The following is a 20,413-nucleotide window of genomic DNA, read 5'->3' as shown; positions in this document are numbered from 1 at the left end:
CCTTGACCCCCAGGACATTCGCCATGACCCAGCTGCAGATCAACGAGGTGGCGCCCCGCGACGGCTTCCAGATCGAGGCGACCTTCGTGCCCACCGCGGACAAGATTCGCCTGATCGACGCCCTCTCCGCCACCGGGCTGGCGCGCATCGAGGCCACCTCCTTCGTGTCGCCGAAGGCGGTTCCCCAACTGCGCGACGCCGCCGAGGTGGTGACCGGGATCCAGCGCCGCCCGGGCGTCGGCATCACCGTGCTGGTGCCCAACCTGAAGGGCGCCGAGCGGGCACTGGCCTGCGGGGTGGATGAGGTCAACCTGGTGATGTCGGCGAGCGACTCCCACGGCCTGGCCAACCTGCGCATGACGCCGGACCAGTCCCTCGAGCAGTTCGCCGCCATCCTCGAGGTCGTGCGGGCCCACCCCAGGGGGGCGGAGGTCTTCGTCAACGCCTCGCTCTCCACCAGCTTCGGCTGCCCCTTCGAGGGCGAGGTGCCCGAGGCACGGGTGCTCGACCTGGTGGCGCGTCAGCTGGCCCTGGGCGTTCAGGGCGTGACCCTGTGCGACACCACCGGCATGGCCAACCCGGGCCAGGTGGCACGCCTCTGCGAGGCGGCGCTGACGCGCTTCCCCGACACCCCCTTCACCCTGCACTTCCACAACACCCGCGGCATGGGCCTGGCCAACGCCCTGGCCGCCTGGCAGACCGGCATCACCCGCTTCGATGCCTCCCTGGGAGGCATCGGCGGCTGCCCCTACGCCCCGGGCGCCACCGGCAACGTCTGCACCGAGGACCTGGTGCACATGTTCGAGCAGATGGGCGTGCCCACCGGCGTCGACCTCGACCCCCTGCTGGCGGCCTCGGTCATGCTGCCGGAGTTGGTAGGTCATGACACGCCGGGGCAGGTGGTGAAGGCGGGCAAGGCCGACCGGCGCTATCCGATGCCGGCCTGACGCCCACGGAAGCCGGCGCCAGGCCGGCCCGCCGAAGTTGCTTACCATTCCTGACCACGAGACCAACAACAATGACGACGCCATCCACTCCCCTGAACCTCGCCCAGCAGCTGATCCGCGATCATCTGGTGGAGGGCGAGATGACCCCCGGCAGCGAGATCGCCCTGCGCATCGACCAGGCCCTGCTGCAGGACGTGCTCGGCACCCTGGTGATGCTCGAGCTCGAGGCCATGGGCCTCGATCGGGTGCATACCGACCCCAGCGTGCAGTACATCGACCACGGCCTGGTGCAGGCCGACCACCTCAACGCCGAGACCTACCTGTTCCTGAAGAGCGCCTGCGAGCGCTTCGGGGTCTGGTACTCCGGCCCCGGCAACGGCATCAGCCATCCAGTGCACATGGAGCACTTCGGCATCCCGGGCCAGTCCATCGTCGGCTGCGACAGCCACACCACGGCGGCCGGCTCGCTGGGCATGCTGGCTATCGGCGCCGGCGGCATCGAGGTGGCCATGGCCATGGCCGGCGAGCCGCTCTACCTGACCATGCCGGAGATCTGGGGCATCCGCCTGGAGGGCCGCCTGCCCGACTGGGTCTCGGCCAAGGATGCCGTGCTCGAGCTGCTGCGCCGTCACGGCGTGGCCGGCGGCAAGAACACCATCATCGAGTACCACGGGCCGGGCCTCGCTGGTCTGTCCGCCATGGACCGGCATGTGCTGGCCAACATGGGCACCGAGATGGGGGCCACCGCCACGGTCTTCCCCAGCGACGAGGAGACCCGCCGATTCCTGGCGGCCCGTGGCCGTGAGGCGGACTGGCAGCCGCTCGCCGCGGAGCCGGGCTGCACCTATGACCGCGAGGAAACGCTCGATCTATCCAGCCTCGAGCCGCTGATCGCGCTGCCCTCCAGCCCCGACAAGGTGGTGCCGGTGCACGAGGTGGCCGGTGAGCCGCTGCACCAGGCCTATATCGGCTCCTCGGGCAACCCGGGCTTCCGCGACTTCGCGGTGGTGGCGGAAGTGGTACGCGGGCGCACCGTCGCCGACGGCGTCTCGCTGGACATCAACCCCTCGTCGCGCCAGGTGCTGACCACCCTGATCCGCGAAGGTTATCTCGCCGACCTGGTCGCCTGCGGGGCACGGCTGCACCAGACCGGCTGCAACGGCTGCATCGGCATGGGCCAGGCACCGGCGGTGCGCCTCAACAGCCTGCGCACCGTGCCGCGCAACTTCCCGGGGCGCTCCGGCACCCGCGAGGACAGCGTCTTCCTGTGTAGCCCCGAGACGGCGGCCGCCTCGGCGCTGGCGGGCGTGATCACCGACCCGCGCAGCCTCGACATGGCCTATCCGCGTATCCAGGAACCCGAGCGGATGGTGGTCAATCGCGACCTCTTCACACCGCCGCTGCCGCTGGCCGAGGCGCGCCTCAAGCCGCTGCAGAAGACCGACAACACCCCGGCGCTGCCGGAGCTCGCCCCGCTGTCCGACACCCTGGAGGTCCCGGTGCTGCTGGTCACCGGGGACAACATCTCCACCGACGACATCATGCCGGCGGGCCAGCGGGTGATGCCCTACTGGAGCAGCGTCTACGCCTCGGCGCCCTTCACCTTCGAGGCGGTCGACCCGGACTACGCCCGCCGCGCCGAGGCGACCCGCGAACTGGGCGGCCATGCCATCGTCGGCGGCCACAACTACGGTCAGGGGTCGAGCCGCGAGAACGCTGCCCTGGTGCCCCGCTACCTGGGCCTGCAGGTGGTGCTGGCCAGAAGCTTCGCGCGCATTCACTGGCAGAACCTGATCTGCTTCGGGGCGCTGCCGCTCACCTTCGTCGACGAGAAGGACGGTGACCGGCTGGAGCAGGGCGACAGCCTGGTGATCCGTGACCTGCACGCCCAGCTGGCCGCCGGCCCCGAGCTTGCCGCCGAAGTGGTGGGCAAGGGCACCTTCCGCCTGCATCATGGCCTGACCCCGCGCCAGCGGGAACTGATCGCCATGGGCGGGGTGATCAACCATATTCGTTGTGGTAACCCTGAAAAACTGTCAGATATGAAACATCGCTGATGTCAGGCAGTTGCGGGTAGTTCTCCGGGGTGTGCAGTGTGCATGGAGACTTTCGCTAACTGTAATGGCACTTCCCGCTGCGTAGCGGCGAATTAATATAACAGAAACAAAGGATGGGAAGAAAATGAAAGCAACTAAAATTTTGATGGCTATTCCTGCGGCGACGCTGTCTCTTGGTGTTTTGTCGGCTAATTCTGAAGCATCTGACGATGTGTATAATTTGGTGTTCTCAACTTACCTGCCTCCTTCGTATGAGTACATTCATGTACCAGCAGAAAATTTCGTGAATAAAATTCAGGAGCGGAGTGAGGGGCGTCTGAAGGTCGATCTTTTCCATTCGGCACAACTTTTTGAAGGGCATGACGAACTGTCCGCGCTTTCCCGTGGGGACATTGATATTACCAATATGACCGGAACTTACCCAAGCGCTAGTGTGCCTTCTATTGGTGTCTTCGCTTTGCCCTTTATGTTTGATGATATTGAGCACCTTTCAAGGGCGCTTGAGGCTGGATTGCTGGAATCCGGGTTGAGCGAGGAAATGAAAGAAGACCACGACACGGTTATTCTAGGTGTGGCGCCTCTGGATCCCTATGAGTTCTATAGTCGTCAGCACCCTATCCTTGAAAGGGAAGACTTCGCCGGTAAGGTATGGGCAACTACCGGCTCCACTGACGCGCAAGCAATTCAGCTTCTCGGCGGATCCCCGACAGGAATGGCCTCCTCGGAGCTTTATCTGGCTTTTGATAGGGGGGTTGTGGATGCAACCCCGCGTCCGCTAATCACAGGGCTAGGGCGCAGTCTAGATGAAGTTGTCGAACATATAAGTTTGGCAACCTTCTTGGTTGATACCTCCATCCTGGCTATGAATCGTGATGCTTGGGAGCGCCTTCCTGAAGATATTCAGGAAATAATCCTTGAGGCCGCTAAGGAACGTGACGCTGAACAGTTTGTCATGGTTGAAAATTTCATATCTGAGGCGCTAGCCTACTATGAAGAGAATGGGGTTACGATTCATGAAATGAATGCCGATACTGTGGCGGAATTGCGTAATTTGACGGCGCCAGTTATTGAGGAATGGGCGAGTAATGTCGCCAACGGTGAACGCTATCTCGAGATCATCGAATCTACCCGGGAAGGAGGCGCTGAGTCTCAATGAACGATAAATCCAATCTGAAAAGTGGTTTTGGGGGGGCGCTGGCCATTGGCCAGCGTCCAGCACTGCTTGTTGTCGATTTCCAACGAGGCTTTACTGAACCATCTCTGAGTCCGCTTGCTTCGGATTGTACGGAGGCGATTGCAGCTACTAACCAGCTGATTCGCGCAGTCCGCCCGCATGGACCTGTGATCTTCACAGTCTGCAGCTACAACCCAGGCTTGCTGGACTCAGGGTTATGGCACAAGAAGTGTCCCACTCTGGAAACTCTTGCCAAAGGGACGGCGGCGTGTGAGCTTGATCCCTCCATCGACTCAGAGTCTAAAGATCTTGTAATCGAGAAAACACAAGCATCTGCCTTCTTCGGCACACCGGTTGCGGGCATTCTTACATCCATGAGCATTGATACACTTTACGTTGCGGGCTGTACCACCAGCGGTTGCATCCGTGCTTCGGTGGTTGATGCGTTGCAACATGGATTCCCGCCGTTTGTTGTCGAGGAGGCCTGTGCCGATCGCTCTAAAAAGCAGCACGACAGCAACATTATCGATATGAGCGATAAGTATGCAGAAGTGTTAGATCTAGCTACGGCTTTAAACCAGCTGCATACTTATACAAAAATAACCGAGTGAGTTATAAAATGAAAAAATCGTCACTTATCAAAAACTTCACGCTGCCTAGCCTTGGTCTTTTCATCATGGCTTCATCAATGCAGCTCCACGCAAACGAAACATATGAACTGACATTCTCTACATATCTTCCCCCGGCTTATGAGTATGTTTGGGAACCTATCCAAGCCTTTATTGACCATGTGGAAGCGGCATCAGAGGGTGCGGTGAAAATCAACGTTTTTCATTCGGGTCAGCTTTTTGATGCCTATGAAGAATTGCCTGCGCTATCAAGGGGTGACATCGACATTACAAATATGACCGGCACCTACCCCAGCGGTACTGTCGAGGCGCTGACTCTGTTCACAATGCCCTTCATCTTTGATGATGTTAATCATATGCAGAGGGCTCTTCAGCAAGGCTTGTTAGACCTCGGGATGCGCCAAGAGTTGGAAGAGAGGCATGGCACATATGTACTTGGAGTGGCTCCTTGGGATCCATATGAGTTTTATACCAAAGGATTTTCCATTGACTCCGTCGAAGACTTTTCCGGCAAGACTTGGGCAACCACTGGGGCAACCGATGCACGTGCGCTGCAACTTCTCGGTGGTGCCCCTACTACCATGGCATCGTCCGACCTATATCTATCCTTCGAACGTGGCGTCATCGATGGAACTCCACGGCCATTATTGACTGGCATGGGGCGTAGTCTATATGAGGTGACAGACCACATTACACTGACTAATTTTGCCATCGACACTTCTATACTAGCTATTAATGCAGACACTTGGGGCAGATTCCCTTCCAATATTCAGATGATCTTCGAGGAGGCGGCTAATATTCGTGATCAGCGTCAATTCGATATGGTGAATGAGTTTATCAGTAGTGCCGTTGAGGATTATGAATTCTTAGGCATGACCGTGAAGACACTCGATCCTGAGACGATTTCACGGTTGTCGGAGCGCACGCAGACGGCTATCGATGAGTGGATTGACTCTGTCCCAAATGGCGAAAAATATATAGAGTTGATTGAGGCGACGCGCTAACTAGAGTCAGGGAAAAGGACTTGCCTTCTCCTATGTCTACGAGGCTGCTATGAAACTTGCCAATAGGGTCGTTTCGAAAGTGTTTTTTTTTGCGGGTAAGCTTGGTTTAGTGATTGCCGAGATTGCTTTGGTTAGCTTGATGCTTTTGACAGTATACGCTGTTATGACTAGGTATTTGTTTCGAAGTCCGAGCATTCATGCTCTTGAAGTTAGTCAGTATTTGCTTCTGATGATTTCGTGGATGTCCGTTGGGTGGGTATTAATAGTTGGGCGGCATGTTCGAATGGAGGCGCTGTATAATGTTCTTCCAGATTTGCTGAAAAAAATTTCGGATCTCCTGAGCAGTCTGGCTGTTCTGTTGTTTTGTGGAGTGATCGTTTGGGCTGGAAGTGTCAATGTGCTTACTGCCCTGGATAGGGGCTACCGATCCTCTTCTTTGTTGAGTTTTCCTATGTGGTTGCCCTATTCCTTAATTCCTCTCGGCGGTATCCTGTTGCTTATGGCAACGATCTATCTTTCTTTGAAAGATAAGGCGTAAGGGTAATTCAATGGATTCCACAACCATATTTCTCTGGCTGCTTGGCACTTTTGCTTTCCTGCTTGCCATCGGGGCTCCAGTGTTCGCTGCGCTAGGTGTTGCCAGTATTATTGGGATGTATTTCATAAATGGCATCTCGTCATTGATGGCAATTCCATCGATTCTCTACAGGGGGATGTCGAGTTACTCACTCATTGCAATACCGCTTTTTATTCTTATGGGGGAGGTTATCGCTAGAACCAACCTGGGAGGGCGGTTGTTTACTCTTTTCTATTTATGGCTAAATCGCTTGCCAGGAAGCCTGGCTATGGCAAGTGTAGGAAGCTCTGCAGTTTTTGGAGCCATGAGTGGTGTAAGTGTGGCAGGTGCTGCGACCATTGGTAGGTTCGCCATACCCGAAATGATCAAGCGAGACTATGCTCCAAGTTTGGCGGGTGGATCGGTGGCGGCAGCAGGGGCGTTGGCTCTACTGATACCTCCGAGTATTGGTTTTATTCTTTATGGAGAGATTGCTAACCAATCGATCGGGAGGTTGTTTGTTGCAGCTATTATTCCTGGGATTATGGTGGCAATGCTGATGGTGGTTTATATCGGTATTTTAGCCGTGGTCCGGCCGGAGATGGCGCCGCACGTAAAGGTTGGGGTGACATGGAAGGAACGTTTCAAAGCGCTTAAGGATGTCTGGGCAGCTATCGCACTGGTCTTGGTAGTCTTGGGTAGTATATATTTTGGTGTCGCCACGCCGACTGAAGCTGCTGGGCTGGGAGCGATTGGTGCTTTTATAGTTGCGGCTTTATATCGTCAGCTAGATATGCGTACTGTGCTTGATATTTTCCGATCAACCGTAGTCACTAGCGGGATGATTCTTCTGATACTCGCTGCTGCGCTTTTGTTTGGTTGGGTAATAACTAGATTGATGATTCCTCAGCAGTTGGTGATGTGGATTAGCGTTATGGATCTTCCTGCTTGGGTAATATTCCTGCTGATCTTGTTGTTTCTTGTAGTAATTGGGATGTTTCTCGATATCGTGTCGATAATACTTATCGCGACTCCCATCGTTCTGCCTGTTATTGAGGTGTTGGGGTTCAGTCCAATCTGGTTTGGTGTGGTCATGATAATTGCGTGCGAAATGGCTGTAATTACACCTCCAATAGGGTTAAATCTCTACGTGATAAAGGGGGTGGCGCCTGAGATTTCGCTTTCCGAAATTATTAGGGGTGCTTTCCCGTTTGTGTTTGTTGAGGCGTTTGCGATATTTCTTCTGATATTGTTTCCCTCCATTGCGTTGTGGCTGCCAAGCATCATGTGGTAGGAAGTTGAGATAAAGGAAGTATAAGAGCCTTGGTATAGCACCAAGGCCCTTGTTCATGAGTGAAAAGGGGCAGCATCAAAGTTGTTTAAGTAGACATGGCCTCCTCGACCAGCTCGAGGCGGTCCTGGCCCCAGAAGGGTTCGCCGTCGACGCTGTACCAGGGGGCGCCGAAGCAGCCCGCCACCAGTGCGACCCGGCAGGCCTCGTCGAGGCGGGCCTGGGCCTCGGGGCCCGCGGACTCGGCCAGCAAGGTCCGCCCATCCAGCCCCACGGCGTCGGCGATCTCGAGCAGGGTGTTCGCGTCGGCGATATCCCGCTCCTCGACCCAGCAGGCCCGCATCAGCGCCAGCGACAGCTCGGCGATGTCGTATCCCCCGGCCTTGGCCGCGAGGGCCAGGCGGGCGGCGGGGCGGTCGTCGGTAGGAAAGTGTGTCGGCTCCACGTTGAGCGGGATGCCCAGCCGCTGGGGCCAGCGCCTGAGCTCCGCGAGCCGGTAGGCCTGGCGTGCCGGAGCGCGCTTGGCGAGCGGCAGGCCACCGGTGTGCGGGAAGATCGCGCCCAGGGTGATCGGCACGTAGTCGACCGTGGCGCCGTGGCGGGCGGCGATCTCGCCCAGGCGGGCATGCCCGAGATAGCTCCAGGGCGAGACGTGGGAGTAATAGTAGGTAATCGTAGTCATGGGCATGCTCAGCTCAGCTATAGGTGTCCTGGAACTGCTTGCGCAGCTCGTTCTTCTGCACCTTGCCCATGGTGTTGCGGGGCAGGGTGTTGACGAAGAACACCTTCTTGGGCTGCTTGTACTTGGCCAGGCGATCGTTCAGGTGGGCCAGTATCCCGGCCTCGTCGATCTGCGTGTTCGGCTGGCGCACCACCACGGCGGTGACGCCCTCGCCGAAGTCCGGATGGGGCAGTCCGATCACCGCCGACTCGTAGACCTCCTCGATCTCGTCGATCAGCTGCTCGACCTCCTTCGGATAGACGTTGTAGCCCCCGGAGATCACCAGATCCTTGTCGCGGCCGACGATATGCACATAGCCCTGCTCATCGACCATGGCTAGGTCGCCGGTGATGAAGAAGCCGTCGTCCAGCAGCTCCTCGCGGGTCTTCTCGGGCATGCGCCAGTAGCCGATAAAGACGTTGGGGCCGCGGATCTCGAGCATGCCGATCTCGCCCTGGCGCAAGTGCTCCTGGGTCTCGCGGTCGGTGATGCGGAATTCTACACCCGACAGCGGCATGCCCACGGTGCCGGCGCGGCGCTCACCGTCATAGGGATTGGAGAGGTTCATGTTGGTCTCGGTCATGCCGTAGCGCTCGAGGATGGCGTGGCCGGTCTTCTGCTCGAAGGCCGCGTGGGTCTCGGCGGTGAGCGGCGCCGAGCCGGAGACGAACAGGCGCATGTTGGCGGTCACTTCCGGCGTCAGGCGCTCGTCGGCCACCAGTCGGGTGTAGAAGGTCGGCACGCCCATCAGCACGCTGCCGTGGGGCATCTCCTCGAAGATCACATCGGCGTCGAACTTGGGCAGGAACAGCATGCTCGAGCCGGCCATCAGGGTGACGTTGCAGGCCACGAAGAGGCCATGGGTGTGGAAGATCGGCAGAGCGTGAATCAACCGGTCCTCGGGAGTGAAGTGCCAGGCATGTCGCAGGGTCTCGGCGTTGGAGCCGAGGTTGCGGTGGGTCAGCATGGCGCCCTTCGAGCGCCCAGTGGTGCCGGAGGTGTAGAGGATCGCCGCCAGGTCCCGCTCGTCCAGCGGCACGATATCCTCCCGAGGCGTGGCGGCGGCGGCCTTCTCCATCAGGCTGCCGTCGGCAGCGGTGCCGAGGGTCTCCACGGCCGGGCAGCCGGTCTCGGTCGCGATACCGCGCGCCTCGTCCAGCACGGCCGCGCGGCAGACGAACAGGGCGGGCTCGGCGTCGGAGAGGAAATAGCGGATCTCCTCGCCGGTGTAGCCGGTGTTGAGCGGGAGATAGACCGCGCCGATGCGCAGGCACGCCAGGTAGAGCAGGATGGCCTCGGGGCTCTTGTCGACCTGCACCGCCACTCTATCCCCCTGCTGAACCCCGAGCTCGGTCAGGGCGCCGGCCAGGCGGGCGCTCTCGGCCATGGCGTCGGCATAGGAATAGCGCTGACCCTCGCGGGTGGTGATGAAGTCGGCATCGCCACGTTCGCGCATGCGCTCGGCGAAGGTCGCGAAGAGGTTGTGGTTCATTTGCTGTGCTCTCCCTTGGCCAGCTTCCGGGCCTTGCGGGCGAGGTCACGGACCTCGCTCGAACAGGCCACGGTGGCGTTGGCGGTATAGTTCTCGTGGTTGCGCTCGATATCCTCGAGCACGTAGAGGTAGTTGACCATCAGGCCGGCGGCCTGCTTGAGCCCCTTGGCCGAGACGTCACCCAGCCAGTTTACCCGGTGAAGCTCGGCGCCGTTGCCCAGGTGGAAACGGGCCACCGCGTTGAGCGGCTTGCCGCGGGCATTCTTCTCGTGGACCAGGTAGCGGGCGGCCAGCGGCTTGACCACTGCCTCGAGCTTCGCTGCCCGCTCGGGGTCCCGCTGCCACTCGGTCGCGTCGAGCTCGCCGAGGGTCTTGCGCAGCTCGCCTGGCAGGCTCTCGTCGCTGCGGCACTCCTCCAGCCACTGGGCGAAGCCCGGCACCGGCGACAGGGTCACGAAGTACCTGAGCTGCGGTAATTCCTGTTTGAGCTCCTGGACCACCTGCTTGATCAGGAAGTTGCCGAAGGAGATGCCGCGCAGGCCGGTCTGGCAGTTGCTGATGCCGAAGAAGGCGGCGCTGTCGGCCTCCTCCGGCTCCTCGACCCCGCTCTCCTCGCCGGCCAGGATCGGCTGGATGCGATTCGGCAGGCCCTTGCACAGCGCCACCTCCACGAAGATCAATGGTTCGTCGCCGATCGCCGGGTGGAAGAAGGCGAAGCAGCGGCGGTCGCGGGCGTCCAGGCGGCGGCGCAGGTCGTCCCAGTCCTGGATCTCGTGCACCGCCTCGTAGCGGATGATCTTCTCCAGGATCGAGGCCGGAGTGTTCCAGTCGATGCGCTTGAGCACCAGGAAGCCGCGGTTGAACCAGGAGCCAAACAGGTGGGCGAAGTCGGCGTCGATGGCGTTCAGCCCTGGGTTGTCGCGCAGCAGAGCCAGCAGGTCCTCGCGCATGCGCACCAGCTCCACGGTGCCATCGCTGGCCAGGTTCAGTCGGCGGAACAGCTCCTGGCGGCGGGGCTCGCAGGCCTCGAACAGCGCCTGCAGGCTGGCATTGTCGCGGGCCTCCCGATAGGCCCCATAGGCCGCATCGATGCGCGCCGGCTCGGCGGCGAACTCCGCCCCCAGACGGGCGAAGAAACTCGCCCGCTCCAGGGCTGAGAGTCGGCGGTACATGGCCAGCGCCCGGCTGGCCAGGGCGATGCTAGAGGCCTCGCCATCGCTCTCCAGCAGCGCCTGACAGGCCGCCACCAGCTGCCCGTGGTCGGGCGTGGCGGACTCTCCGCTGCGTCGCCGCAACAGGGCGTCGCGCTGGGTGATGTTATTGAACAGCTCCTGCAGGAAACTCATGTTCATGGTCTCGTCTCCATTACCCCATGATCAGGTTGGGCAGCCACAGGGCGATGCCCGGGAAGAAGCACAGCAGCAGGATGCCCAGCACCATGCAGAGGGCGTAGGGCAGACTGCCCATCAGGATATCGCGCAGGGAGATATCCGGTGCGATCCCCTTGATGATGAACAGGTTGAGGCCCACGGGTGGCGTGATCAGGCCGATTTCCAGGTTGATGGTGAGGATCACCGCGAACCAGTAGGGATCGAAGTTGGCCGCCAGGATGATCGGCAGCAGGATCGGCGCGGTCATCACGATCACCGCCACCGGTGGCAGGAAGAAGCCGGCCACCAGCAGGAAGAGATTGATGATGCCCATCAGCACCCAGCGGTTGACGTCGAGGTCGCTGATCGCGGCGGCAATGGTCTGGGTGATGAACATGGAGGAGAGCGCATAGGCGAACACCTCCGCGGTGGCGATCACCAGCATGATCATCACGCTCTCGCGCAGCGAATCACGCATGATCAGCTTGATCGGCTTGACCTGCCACATGCGGTAGATCAGCACCGCCAGGGCCACGCACAGGAAGGCCCCCACGCCGGCCGCCTCGGAGGGCGTGGCCACCCCGCCGTAAAGGGCGAACAGGATGCCGGCGATCACCAGCAGGAAGGGCACCACACGAACCAGGGCCTTGAGGTTGGTATCGACGTTGGCCTTGATGTTCTCCTTCACACGCTCCGCGGTCTGGGACATCGGGTTGTTGTAGCCCCCCTCCAGGCGGCAGGCGATCATGGTCCAGATCATGAACAGGCCGGCGAGCATCAGCCCGGGCATTATCCCCGCCATGAACAGCCGACCAATGGAGGTCTCGGTGGAGATGCCGTAGATGATCATGGTCACCGAGGGCGGGATCAGGATGCCCAGGGTGCCGCCGGCGGCGATGCAACCGGCGGCCACGCCGTCCGGGTAGCCCCGGTTGCGCATCTCGGGGATGCCCATCTTGCCGATGGCGGCACAGGTGGCCGGCGACGAGCCGGAGAGGGCCGAGAAGATGGTGCAGGCGCCGATATTGGAGACGGCCAGGCCGCCCGGCAGACGGCCCATCCACAGGTCCAGCGAGCGGTAGAGGTCGCGTCCGGTGGGTGAGGAGGCCACGGCGGCGCCCATCAGGATGAACATCGGGATGGCCACGAAGCCGAACTCGGCGATCCTGTCGAAGAAGGTCTCGCCGAAATAGATCAGCTCGGGGAGCCCGCGGTCGTATAGCAGCGCTAGCAACGACACCCCGCCCAGGGCGAAGGCGATGGGGGTGCCGATCGCCATCAGCACGACCAGCACGATGGCGACGATGATGCCCAGTGTGATCGGTTCCATGCCTAGGCCTCCCCGCGCAGGATTTCAGCCACGTACTGCAGCGTCAAAAGGGTGGTACCCACGGCCATGGGCATCAGGGCAGGCCACAGCAGCGGGTTCCACACGGTGCCTGTGCGCCAGTTGAATTCGTAGGCTTCCACGACATAGACCCAGGAGGCGAAGGCCAGGGCGGCGCAGAAGGCGAGTCCGACCAGTGACGCCAGCAGCAGCATGGCCTTGCGGGCCAGGCCGCCCAGCGCATCGGGCAGGATGGTGATGGCGACGTGCCCGCCGGTCATCAGCACGTAGGGGCTGCCCATCAGCATGGCGCCGGTCACCGAGAACACGGTGAACTCGGTCTGCCAGCTGGTGCTCATGCCAAGCAGGTAGCGAATGAAGACCATCTGGCAGATCACCATGACGCCGGCGATGAACATCACCGCTGCCAGGTAGGCGCTGGCACGAGACAGCACGTCCATCAGCCGTATGTAGCCGCCGATGACGCCAGGACGTCGATCAAGGGGTGGGGAATTGGCCATGGCCGTTGACTCCTCCCGGTTGGCGAAATGGGGGCCACCCCGTGGGGCGGCCCGGATCACGGTGGGAAGGGGGAGGCGTTACTCGACCGCGAGGGCGGCGTCGATGATGGCCTGGCCGTTGGGCACGTTCTCGGCGAAGTTCTTGTAGGAGGTCTCACGGGCGATATCCAGCCAGGCGTTGTAGTCCTCCTCGCTCATGCGGACCACTTCGATACCGTTCTCCTCGTAGACCTCGACCATCTTCTGGTCGATGGCGGCCGCTTCGGCGGAGAAGTACTCCTCGGCAGCCTGACCAGCCTCGGTCAGCACGGCTTGCTGCTCCTCGGTGAGGCCCTGCCAGACCTGTTCGGAGATCAGTACCGGCTCGTACATGAACCAGAGGGCGAAGTCGCCCGGTTCGGTCAGGCAGTCCACCTGTTCGTAGAGCCGGAAGGAAACGAACGACATGGAGGAGGTGTTGGCGGCGTCCAGGACGCCGGTCTGCATGGCCGTGTAGACCTCCGAAGAGGGCATGGAGGCGATGGAGGCACCGGCGACCTGGAGCATCTGCTCGAAGGCTGGCCCGGCGGCGCGGATGTTCTGGCCGGCCACGGTGTCCGGCGAGGTAATGCACTGCTCGCTGGAGGCGAAGCCGCCGGCCAGCCAGCTGTCCGCCAACACCCTGGCGCCGTTATCCATGATCACCTCCTTGATCATGTCCATGTACTCGGAGTCGTTGAGGCGGGCGGCGTGCTCGTGGTTGCGCACCAGTCCCGGCATCAGGGTGGCAGAGAATTCCGGGTGGCGACCACTGGCGTAGTCCAGGGGGAGCAGGGTCATGTCGAGGCGGCCACGGACCAGGGCACCCCACTGTTCACCGGCACGGAACAGCGACTGGCCCGGGTAGACCTGAATCTGCAGGCCCACGTCGGCCTCCTCCACATGGCGGGCCATCAGCTGGACCATCTCGTCGCGGATGTCGCCCTGGCCCCCGGGGAACTGGTGGGAGGCTCGCAGGACGGTGTCGGCCGAGGCGGCGCTGGCGGCGATGGCAAGGCCCAGGGCGGCGACGGCGGGCAGGGTATAGCGTTTCATTGGGCGTCTCCAAGGTTGTTCTTGTGTGCTTGGTATTATGTGCTTGGTCTTTTTTGAGATGTTTATCAGCGCGGCTGATGTATATATCAATAGTCTTGACATATGCTACTGTCAAGGTAAGGACACGCATCGCGGCCCCGAAATACGCGGATCACTGGGGCCTGGCGGCTTGATCAAGGGAGGTGTCGCATGACTGATACCAAGCGCTCCAGCGCGCAACGACTCAGGGACGCGCTGGAGGATGACATCATCAACGGGCGGCGGGCGCCGGGAGAGCGTCTCGACCCCGAGGCTCTGGGGCAGGAGTTCAACGTCTCGCGAACGCCTGTGAGGGAGGCGATCCAGCAGCTGATGGCCAGCGGCCTGGTGACGGTGTCGCCCAAGAAGGGCACCTTCGTGGCCCGGGTGGGGATCGAGGCGCTGATCGAGATGTTCGAGGTGATGGCCGAACTGGAGGGGATGTGCGGGCGCCTGGCGGCGCGGCGCATCAGCGAAGAGGAGCTCGTCGCCCTCAAGGAGGCCCACGCTCGCTGCGGGGCCGCCGCAAGAGCGGGTGACCCCGACGAGTACTATTACGAGAACGAGGCATTTCACGCCTGCATCTATGCGGCCAGCCATAACGGTTATCTGGCCAACGAGGCGCGCCAGCTCAAGCAGCGGTTGAAGCCCTATCGGCGACTGCAACTGCAGGTCCGCCACCGGATGTATACCTCACTGGATGAGCACCAGGCCATCGTCGATGCCATTGCCGCCGGGGAGGCGGAGCGCGCCGAGGCGCTGCTGCGCGATCACGTGCTGATTCAGGGCGAGCGGTTCAGCGATTTCGTGGCCAGCGTGCGTCGCTTCGAGAGCCCGCTAAGCGGCACGGGGTGAGTCCCCAGGGCCTAATGGATGCCATCAACGCCTCGCCTGCGGTAATCTCGTCAGCCTGACGATGACAAGGTCCGGCCGCCCGCACCGCCGGGCCACGCTGGACTGACACGAGGCCCCCATGAATCCCATCAAGACGCTGACCCTGGCCGTGGCCGCCACCGCGCTGGCCGCATCTGCACTGACCGCCCAGGCGCGGGACTTCCGCCTGGGGCTGATCACCCCGCCCCAGCACCTCTGGTCCACCGAGGCCGAGGCCTTCGCCGAAAGCCTCCACGAGCGCTCGGGCGGCGAGCACAGCATCAGCGTCTTCCCGGCCCAGCAGCTCGGCAACGAGGCGCAGATGGTGCAGCAGCTGCAGACCGGGGCGCTGGACATGGCCTTCCTGACCATCGCCGAGATCTCCAACCGGATCCCCGACTTCGGCGCCCTCTATGCGCCTTATCTGGTGGATGGCGTGGACCACGCCGCGCGCCTGCTGCGCTCCGATACCGCCGCCGAGCTGCTCGAGCTGATGCCCGCCGAGGTGGGCCTGGTGGGGCTCGGCTACGGCATGGTGGGCATGCGTCAGGTGCTCAGCCGCGATCCCATCGAGAGCCAGGACGACATGCGCGGCCAGCGCCTGCGCATCACTCCCTTCGAGCCGATCCGCGACTTCTACACCGCTACCGGGGCGGCGCCGGCGCCGCTGCCCCTGCTCGAGGTCTACGACGCCCTGGCCAACGGCCAGGTGGACGCCATCGACATGGACTTCGATTCGATCCTGATCCTCAAATTCTTTGAACAGGCCGATAACCTGCTGATCTCCAACCATATGATGTTCCCCATGGTGGGCGTGGTCTCCGGGCGGGTGTGGCGCGAGCTCTCCGCGGAAGACCGCGAGCTGATCGAGACCACCATGGCCGAGCACCTCGAGAACGTGCTGACCGGGTTCCAGCAGATGGACACCGCCCAGGAGGCCGAGATCCGCGAGCTGGACCTCGATATCGTCGAGGCCGACGCCGCGTTCTTCAGTGAGGCCATCGCCGAGTGGGAGGCCACTTGGGCCGAGAAGGCCCCGATGATCGAGGCGCTGCGCGAGGAAGCCGAGCGCCTGCGCCAATAAGCGGAAGGAGAGCCGATGCTGTCACGCCTCTCCGACCGCCTGGCGCGCCTGGAGGAGATCGCCGCCGCCGCCCTCGCGGCGGCGGTCACCTTGCTGATCCTGGTCAACGTGGCCTTCCGCGCCGCGGGCAGCCCACTCTATTGGATCAGCGAGCTGGCCATCTTCGCCATGATCTGGATGACCTTCCTGATCGCCGGCGCGGTGCTCAAGCGCCGACAGGGCATCGCCGTCACCCTGGTGGCCGATGCACTGCCGAGCTTCGGCCATCGACTGCTGATGGCGCTGGTGGATCTCGCCGTGCTGGTCTTCGCGGTGCTGCTGCTGTGGCTCTGCTGGCGTTGGTACCAGCCGCTGGAACTGGCCCGGCTGGGCTTCGACGTCCGCGCCTTCCAGGGCGCGACCTTCAACTTCATCTACGCCGAGAACACCTCGACGCTGGGCATCCCCAAGTTCTGGGTATGGTTGATCGTTCCCTGGTTCGCGCTGTCGCTGACCTTCCACGGTCTGATCAACCTGGGCGGGAGCCTGCGCGGGCTGCGTGACCCGAGCCAGGCGCCCATGGCCCCCGGGAGTAAGCCCCCGGAACCGCCGGAGGCCAGCCCATGACGGTCGCAGTCTTCGTACTGCTGCTGCTCGGCGCGGTGCCCATCGCCCTGGTGCTGGCGCTCACCGCCATGGTCTATATCCAGGTCTCGGGCAACAGCGTGCTTTTCGAGTCCTATCCCCAGCAGCTGTTCGGGGCCATCGAGAGCTATGGTCTATTGGCGATCCCGCTGTTCATGCTGGCCGGCGAGCTGATGAACGAGGGCGGGGTGACCCGCCGGCTGATCGACCTGGCGCGGCTGCTGGTGGGCGGCTTCCGCGGCGGGCTGGCCTATATCAACCTGGTCGCCAACATGATGATGGCGGCGATCATCGGCTCGGCCGCCTCGCAGATCGCCATCATGTCCCGAGCCATTGTCCCTGCCATGGAGCAGGAGGGCTACAGCCGCTCCTACGGCGCGGCGATCACCGCAGCCGGCGGGCTGCTCTCGCCGATCATCCCGCCCTCGATGCTATTCGTGCTGTTCGGGGTGATGGCCCAGGTGCCCATCGCCGAGATGTTCATCGCCGGCATCCTGCCCGGGCTGCTGCTGGGCTTCAGCTTCTTCCTTGCCATCGCCGTGGTGGGGCTGGTGCAGCAGTACCCGAAGGGCCGCTGGCCGAGCCGCGCCGAGGCGAGGCGGGCGCTGGTCATGGGCCTGCCGGCGCTGGCCATCCCGCTGATCATCATCGGCGGCATCCTGCTGGGGCTGGCTACCCCCACGGAATCCGCGGCGTTGGCGTCTCTGGCCGCGCTGCTGCTGGGGCGCTTCCTCTATGGCGACCTGCGCTTCGCCATGCTGCCGGAGGTGCTCAGGCGCACCGCGGTGAATGCCGGGCTAGTGATCATGCTGATTGCCGCCGCCGGGGTGTTCGGCTGGGTGATCGTCTACGAGCGGCTGCCGCAGATGGCCGCGGCCTGGATCGCCGCGCTCACCACCGACCCCTTCCTGTTCCTGCTGCTGCTGATCGGCGTGCTGCTGCTGGTGGGGATGATCATCGACGGCATCGCTGCGCTGATCCTGGTAGTGCCGATCCTGCTGCCCATCGCCACCCAGCAGTTCGGCATCAGCCCCTACCAGTTCGGCGTGGTGGTGTGTCTGACCCTGGTGCTGGGCCTGCTTACCCCGCCGGTGGGGGCGGGGCTCTATATCGCCTCCTCGATGACCGGTGCCCCGCCGATGCGCATCTTCCGCTCATTGGTGCCCTTCCTGCTGGCGAGCCTCGTCACCCTGGTGCTGCTGGCCTGGCAGCCGTGGCTGACCACGGCCTTGATAGGGCGCTGAGCTCCCCGAAAAAAAAGGCACTTTCCAGCAAACCACCACGAGGCTTGAAGCTTCTGGTGGGAGATCGGCTCCGCCGAGCGAATGGCGCCGTAGGCGCCCTGGCGGTGTTGCTTACGTCAGTTTATACCGCCCAGGAGCCCTTCGGTCTCCATTCGCCGAAGCGTCGAACCGCGGGATAGCCCAGCTCCCACAATAAGTGATCAGCCTTAACTGAAATACACGCGAGTTTGTGAATAACCAAGCGAAACGGGCCCCGTCGGGGCCCGTTTTCGATCTTGCACTGTGCTTTTTACACCAGCTCGCGGTGCTCTTCTTTCGCCTTGCGGCGGTCGCGCAGTACCGCGCGGATGATCAGCCCCAGCACGCCCAGGGTGAGGGCGGGCCAGATCAGCACGTAGAAGCCATAGAGTGCGGTCATGTTCGGTCTCCCTTGTCATGCCTTGTGGAGCATGGTGCGCTGCCGCGTACGGCAGCGCCTGTGTTGGTGAGGCTGAGCGCCTGGCATCGGTGCTCGGAATCAGCGCTGAGCGGCCAGCCGGGTGGCGGCCGGAATCGCCTTGCCCTTGTCGGCGCTGGCGGAAGGCTTGTCGCGGGGCGTGTCGTAGTCACCCACCCGCTCGCCGATGGTGGCGAAGTCGAACTCCGGCTGGCGGCTCATCAGGCTCATCACCACGCACACCAGGGTGCTGGCGCCGTAGGCGGTCAGCGAGGCCAGCAGCACCGTGTATTCACGCAGGAAGCCGGTGGCAAACACCAGCATCGCCACCGTCGCCAGTGCCGCGGCGATGAACCCGGCGGTGCGGCCCAGGAAGCCGAACGCCATCAGGCCGATGATCACGCCGCCACCGATGCTGGCCAGCAGTTCGAAGAACAGGCCGCTGCCGCCATCCAGGGGCAGCAGCTCGAAGCGCGCCACGCAGAACAGCACCATGGCCACCAGCACCGAGGTGGTAAAGGCCTGGTTGGTGACCCGGCTCCAGAAGCAGCTGGCGATGACCGGGAAGACGATGGCGCCCCACAGCGCGCCGACGAACACCAGCATCACCAGGATATCCAGCGAGAAGCTGGCGAAGACGATGCCCACCATGGTGGCGACAATCATGGTCAGTCGGCCCACCAGCAGCATGCGCCTGGGGTCGGCCTTGCCGCGGGCGAGATTCTTGCCGTAGACGTCGGCCATCATGATCGCCGACAGCGCCGAGAGGTCGGAGTCGGCGGTGGAGGAGAGCGAACCGATCACCAGGATGAAGAACAGCGCGATGAACACCGGCGGCAGGTAGCTGGAGACCATCTGCGGGATCAGGTTGTTCATGTTGCCATCGAGCGGCTGCACGCCCAGGGTCAGTGCCATCAGGCCGATCATGCCCAGGCCGATGACGATGGCCCCATAGCCGACGGTGGCGGTGAGGAAGGTCGGCTTGATGTGTGCCTCGTTCACCGCGAAGAGGCGCTGTGAGATGGTCTGGTTACCGATGGCATAGGCCAGCACGGCGACGAAGAAGGGCGCGCCCTGGTGGAGGATGGCGTCCATCGAGAAGAAGTTGGCCTGCTCGGTGGTCAGGTTGTCGAGGCCGGCCACCAGCTCGCTGGGGCCGCCCATGGCGAAGAACACCGCGGGAATGATCAGTATCGCGATGGCCATCAGTGCCACCAGCTGGGCGAAGTCGGTCAGCACCGAGGCGCGGAAGCCCGACCACAGGGTGTAGAGCAGCACGCCAGCGCCAGCGATGATCACCCCGGCCTGGAAGGAGAGCGGCGAGAGCACCGAGACCAGGGCGCCGGCGGCGGTGAAGTTGACCATCAGGCTGATCACGCTGCCCAGCACGTTGGAGAGCGCGAGGATCAGCTGGCTGGAGGAGCCGTGGCGGGCGTGGATCAGCTCGCCCAGGGTATGGGCGTTGGGGGCGAGCTTGCGGAAGCGCCGGCCGAAGGGGTAGATGAACAGGATCATCAGCGCGCCCCACAGGCCGTAGTGAATGGGGCCGGAGACGCCATAGGTGTAGCCGGAGGTGGCGGCGGCATAGAAGGAGGCGGCCCAGATCCAGGTGGCGGTCATGCTGGCCGCGCCCATGCCGAAGCCGACGCGGTGATTGGAGACCATGAAGGCGTCGGCGTCTTCCTTCTTCTTGCGAATCGTGAGCGTCATCAGGTAGGTGCCGCCGTAGAAGGCGAGCAGCAGCAGGATGACGGTCAGGGTCGAGAACTGGTGTAAATCGCTGTTCAAGGGGAGTCCCTCAGAAAGTGGAACGGAGTCGTCTCGGGCATGTCGATCGGGCCAACATGCCGGACGCGGCGAAGGGCTTGGGCGGCGTGCCATGACGACAACCTGACGCTGGCGAAGGGTCGGCCAGGGTGCGTCCAGGCGGCGGCTTTCCGGTCAGCAGGTGACCGGCACCAGGCGTGGCGC

At 62.5% G+C, this 20,413-nt stretch carries 19 protein-coding genes; 11 read left to right on the top strand and 8 right to left on the bottom strand.

All coding sequences use genetic code 11. The features are described 5' to 3' along the window. Nucleotides 1–23 precede the first annotated feature (23 nt). From ACM26W_RS16005 to ACM26W_RS15975, 7 genes are all read left to right on the top strand, one after another. Nucleotides 24–947 carry a hydroxymethylglutaryl-CoA lyase gene (locus tag ACM26W_RS16005; protein WP_416137969.1) on the top strand — a complete coding sequence of 308 codons (924 nt, stop codon included), beginning with the start codon at nucleotides 24–26 and terminating at the stop codon, nucleotides 945–947. Between the two features lie 71 nt (nucleotides 948–1,018). Beyond that, a complete protein-coding gene (locus tag ACM26W_RS16000) occupies nucleotides 1,019–3,004 on the top strand; it encodes an aconitate hydratase (protein WP_416137968.1) in 1,986 nt (661 codons plus the stop codon). Between the two features lie 124 nt (nucleotides 3,005–3,128). After that, nucleotides 3,129–4,160, top strand: a complete 1,032-nt coding sequence (locus ACM26W_RS15995; RefSeq protein ID WP_416137967.1) for a TRAP transporter substrate-binding protein — start codon at nucleotides 3,129–3,131, stop codon at nucleotides 4,158–4,160. Next, the gene (locus ACM26W_RS15990; protein ID WP_416137966.1) at nucleotides 4,157–4,789 is read left to right on the top strand and encodes an isochorismatase family protein; all 633 of its coding nucleotides are present in this window, start codon (nucleotides 4,157–4,159) and stop codon (nucleotides 4,787–4,789) included. The genes ACM26W_RS15995 and ACM26W_RS15990 overlap by 4 nt, the downstream gene beginning before the upstream one ends. An 8-nt stretch (nucleotides 4,790–4,797) precedes the next feature. Further along, nucleotides 4,798–5,811, top strand: a complete 1,014-nt coding sequence (gene dctP / locus ACM26W_RS15985; RefSeq protein ID WP_416137965.1) for a TRAP transporter substrate-binding protein DctP — start codon at nucleotides 4,798–4,800, stop codon at nucleotides 5,809–5,811. A 49-nt stretch (nucleotides 5,812–5,860) separates the two neighbouring features. Continuing rightward, nucleotides 5,861–6,349: a TRAP transporter small permease gene (locus ACM26W_RS15980; RefSeq protein ID WP_416137964.1), complete on the top strand. Its 489-nt coding sequence runs from the start codon at nucleotides 5,861–5,863 to the stop codon at nucleotides 6,347–6,349. Between the two features lie 10 nt (nucleotides 6,350–6,359). Further along, nucleotides 6,360–7,661, top strand: a complete 1,302-nt coding sequence (locus tag ACM26W_RS15975) for a TRAP transporter large permease (RefSeq protein WP_416137963.1) — start codon at nucleotides 6,360–6,362, stop codon at nucleotides 7,659–7,661. A gap of 85 nt (nucleotides 7,662–7,746) precedes the next feature. Here the strand turns inward: ACM26W_RS15975 and ACM26W_RS15970 are convergent, their stop codons facing one another. The 6 genes from ACM26W_RS15970 to dctP (ACM26W_RS15945) form a co-directional block, all read right to left on the bottom strand. Then, nucleotides 7,747–8,340 carry a 2-hydroxychromene-2-carboxylate isomerase gene (locus tag ACM26W_RS15970; RefSeq protein WP_416137962.1) on the bottom strand — a complete coding sequence of 198 codons (594 nt, stop codon included), beginning with the start codon at nucleotides 8,338–8,340 and terminating at the stop codon, nucleotides 7,747–7,749. Between the two features lie 13 nt (nucleotides 8,341–8,353). Further along, nucleotides 8,354–9,871 carry a malonate--CoA ligase gene (locus tag ACM26W_RS15965; protein WP_416137961.1) on the bottom strand — a complete coding sequence of 506 codons (1,518 nt, stop codon included), beginning with the start codon at nucleotides 9,869–9,871 and terminating at the stop codon, nucleotides 8,354–8,356. Continuing rightward, a complete protein-coding gene (locus ACM26W_RS15960; RefSeq protein WP_416137960.1) occupies nucleotides 9,868–11,223 on the bottom strand; it encodes a malonyl-CoA decarboxylase in 1,356 nt (451 codons plus the stop codon). The genes ACM26W_RS15965 and ACM26W_RS15960 overlap by 4 nt, the downstream gene beginning before the upstream one ends. Nucleotides 11,224–11,236: 13 nt before the next feature. Continuing rightward, nucleotides 11,237–12,571, bottom strand: a complete 1,335-nt coding sequence (locus ACM26W_RS15955; RefSeq protein WP_416137959.1) for a TRAP transporter large permease — start codon at nucleotides 12,569–12,571, stop codon at nucleotides 11,237–11,239. A gap of 2 nt (nucleotides 12,572–12,573) precedes the next feature. Further along, nucleotides 12,574–13,089 carry a TRAP transporter small permease subunit gene (locus tag ACM26W_RS15950; RefSeq protein WP_416137958.1) on the bottom strand — a complete coding sequence of 172 codons (516 nt, stop codon included), beginning with the start codon at nucleotides 13,087–13,089 and terminating at the stop codon, nucleotides 12,574–12,576. A 78-nt stretch (nucleotides 13,090–13,167) separates the two neighbouring features. Next, complete coding sequence (gene dctP, locus ACM26W_RS15945; protein WP_416137957.1) at nucleotides 13,168–14,163, bottom strand: TRAP transporter substrate-binding protein DctP; 996 nt, start codon at nucleotides 14,161–14,163, stop codon at nucleotides 13,168–13,170. 189 nt (nucleotides 14,164–14,352) lie between these two features. On the opposite strand from dctP (ACM26W_RS15945), the gene ACM26W_RS15940 reads away from it, so the two are divergent. The 4 genes from ACM26W_RS15940 (at nucleotide 14,353) to ACM26W_RS15925 (ending at nucleotide 18,006) form a co-directional block, all read left to right on the top strand. Beyond that, the gene (locus ACM26W_RS15940) at nucleotides 14,353–15,036 is read left to right on the top strand and encodes a GntR family transcriptional regulator (protein ID WP_416137956.1); all 684 of its coding nucleotides are present in this window, start codon (nucleotides 14,353–14,355) and stop codon (nucleotides 15,034–15,036) included. A gap of 118 nt (nucleotides 15,037–15,154) precedes the next feature. After that, nucleotides 15,155–16,138 (top strand): TRAP transporter substrate-binding protein, encoded by a 984-nt coding sequence (locus tag ACM26W_RS15935; protein ID WP_416137955.1) that lies wholly within the window; start codon nucleotides 15,155–15,157, stop codon nucleotides 16,136–16,138. A 15-nt stretch (nucleotides 16,139–16,153) separates the two neighbouring features. Further along, nucleotides 16,154–16,744 (top strand): TRAP transporter small permease, encoded by a 591-nt coding sequence (locus tag ACM26W_RS15930; RefSeq protein WP_416137954.1) that lies wholly within the window; start codon nucleotides 16,154–16,156, stop codon nucleotides 16,742–16,744. After that, the gene (locus ACM26W_RS15925) at nucleotides 16,741–18,006 is read left to right on the top strand and encodes a TRAP transporter large permease (RefSeq protein ID WP_416137953.1); all 1,266 of its coding nucleotides are present in this window, start codon (nucleotides 16,741–16,743) and stop codon (nucleotides 18,004–18,006) included. The genes ACM26W_RS15930 and ACM26W_RS15925 overlap by 4 nt, the downstream gene beginning before the upstream one ends. A 289-nt stretch (nucleotides 18,007–18,295) precedes the next feature. Here the strand turns inward: ACM26W_RS15925 and ACM26W_RS15920 are convergent, their stop codons facing one another. Beyond that, nucleotides 18,296–18,424, bottom strand: a complete 129-nt coding sequence (locus tag ACM26W_RS15920) for a putative transporter small subunit (RefSeq protein ID WP_416137952.1) — start codon at nucleotides 18,422–18,424, stop codon at nucleotides 18,296–18,298. Nucleotides 18,425–18,523: 99 nt separating this feature from the next. Next, the gene (locus ACM26W_RS15915; RefSeq protein WP_416137951.1) at nucleotides 18,524–20,230 is read right to left on the bottom strand and encodes a sodium:solute symporter family protein; all 1,707 of its coding nucleotides are present in this window, start codon (nucleotides 20,228–20,230) and stop codon (nucleotides 18,524–18,526) included. Nucleotides 20,231–20,413 lie beyond the last annotated feature (183 nt).

The organism is Halomonas sp. HK25 (assembly GCF_047795635.1).
GTDB lineage: Bacteria > Pseudomonadota > Gammaproteobacteria > Pseudomonadales > Halomonadaceae > Halomonas.
This window is presented reverse-complemented; position numbering and strand designations above follow the sequence as displayed.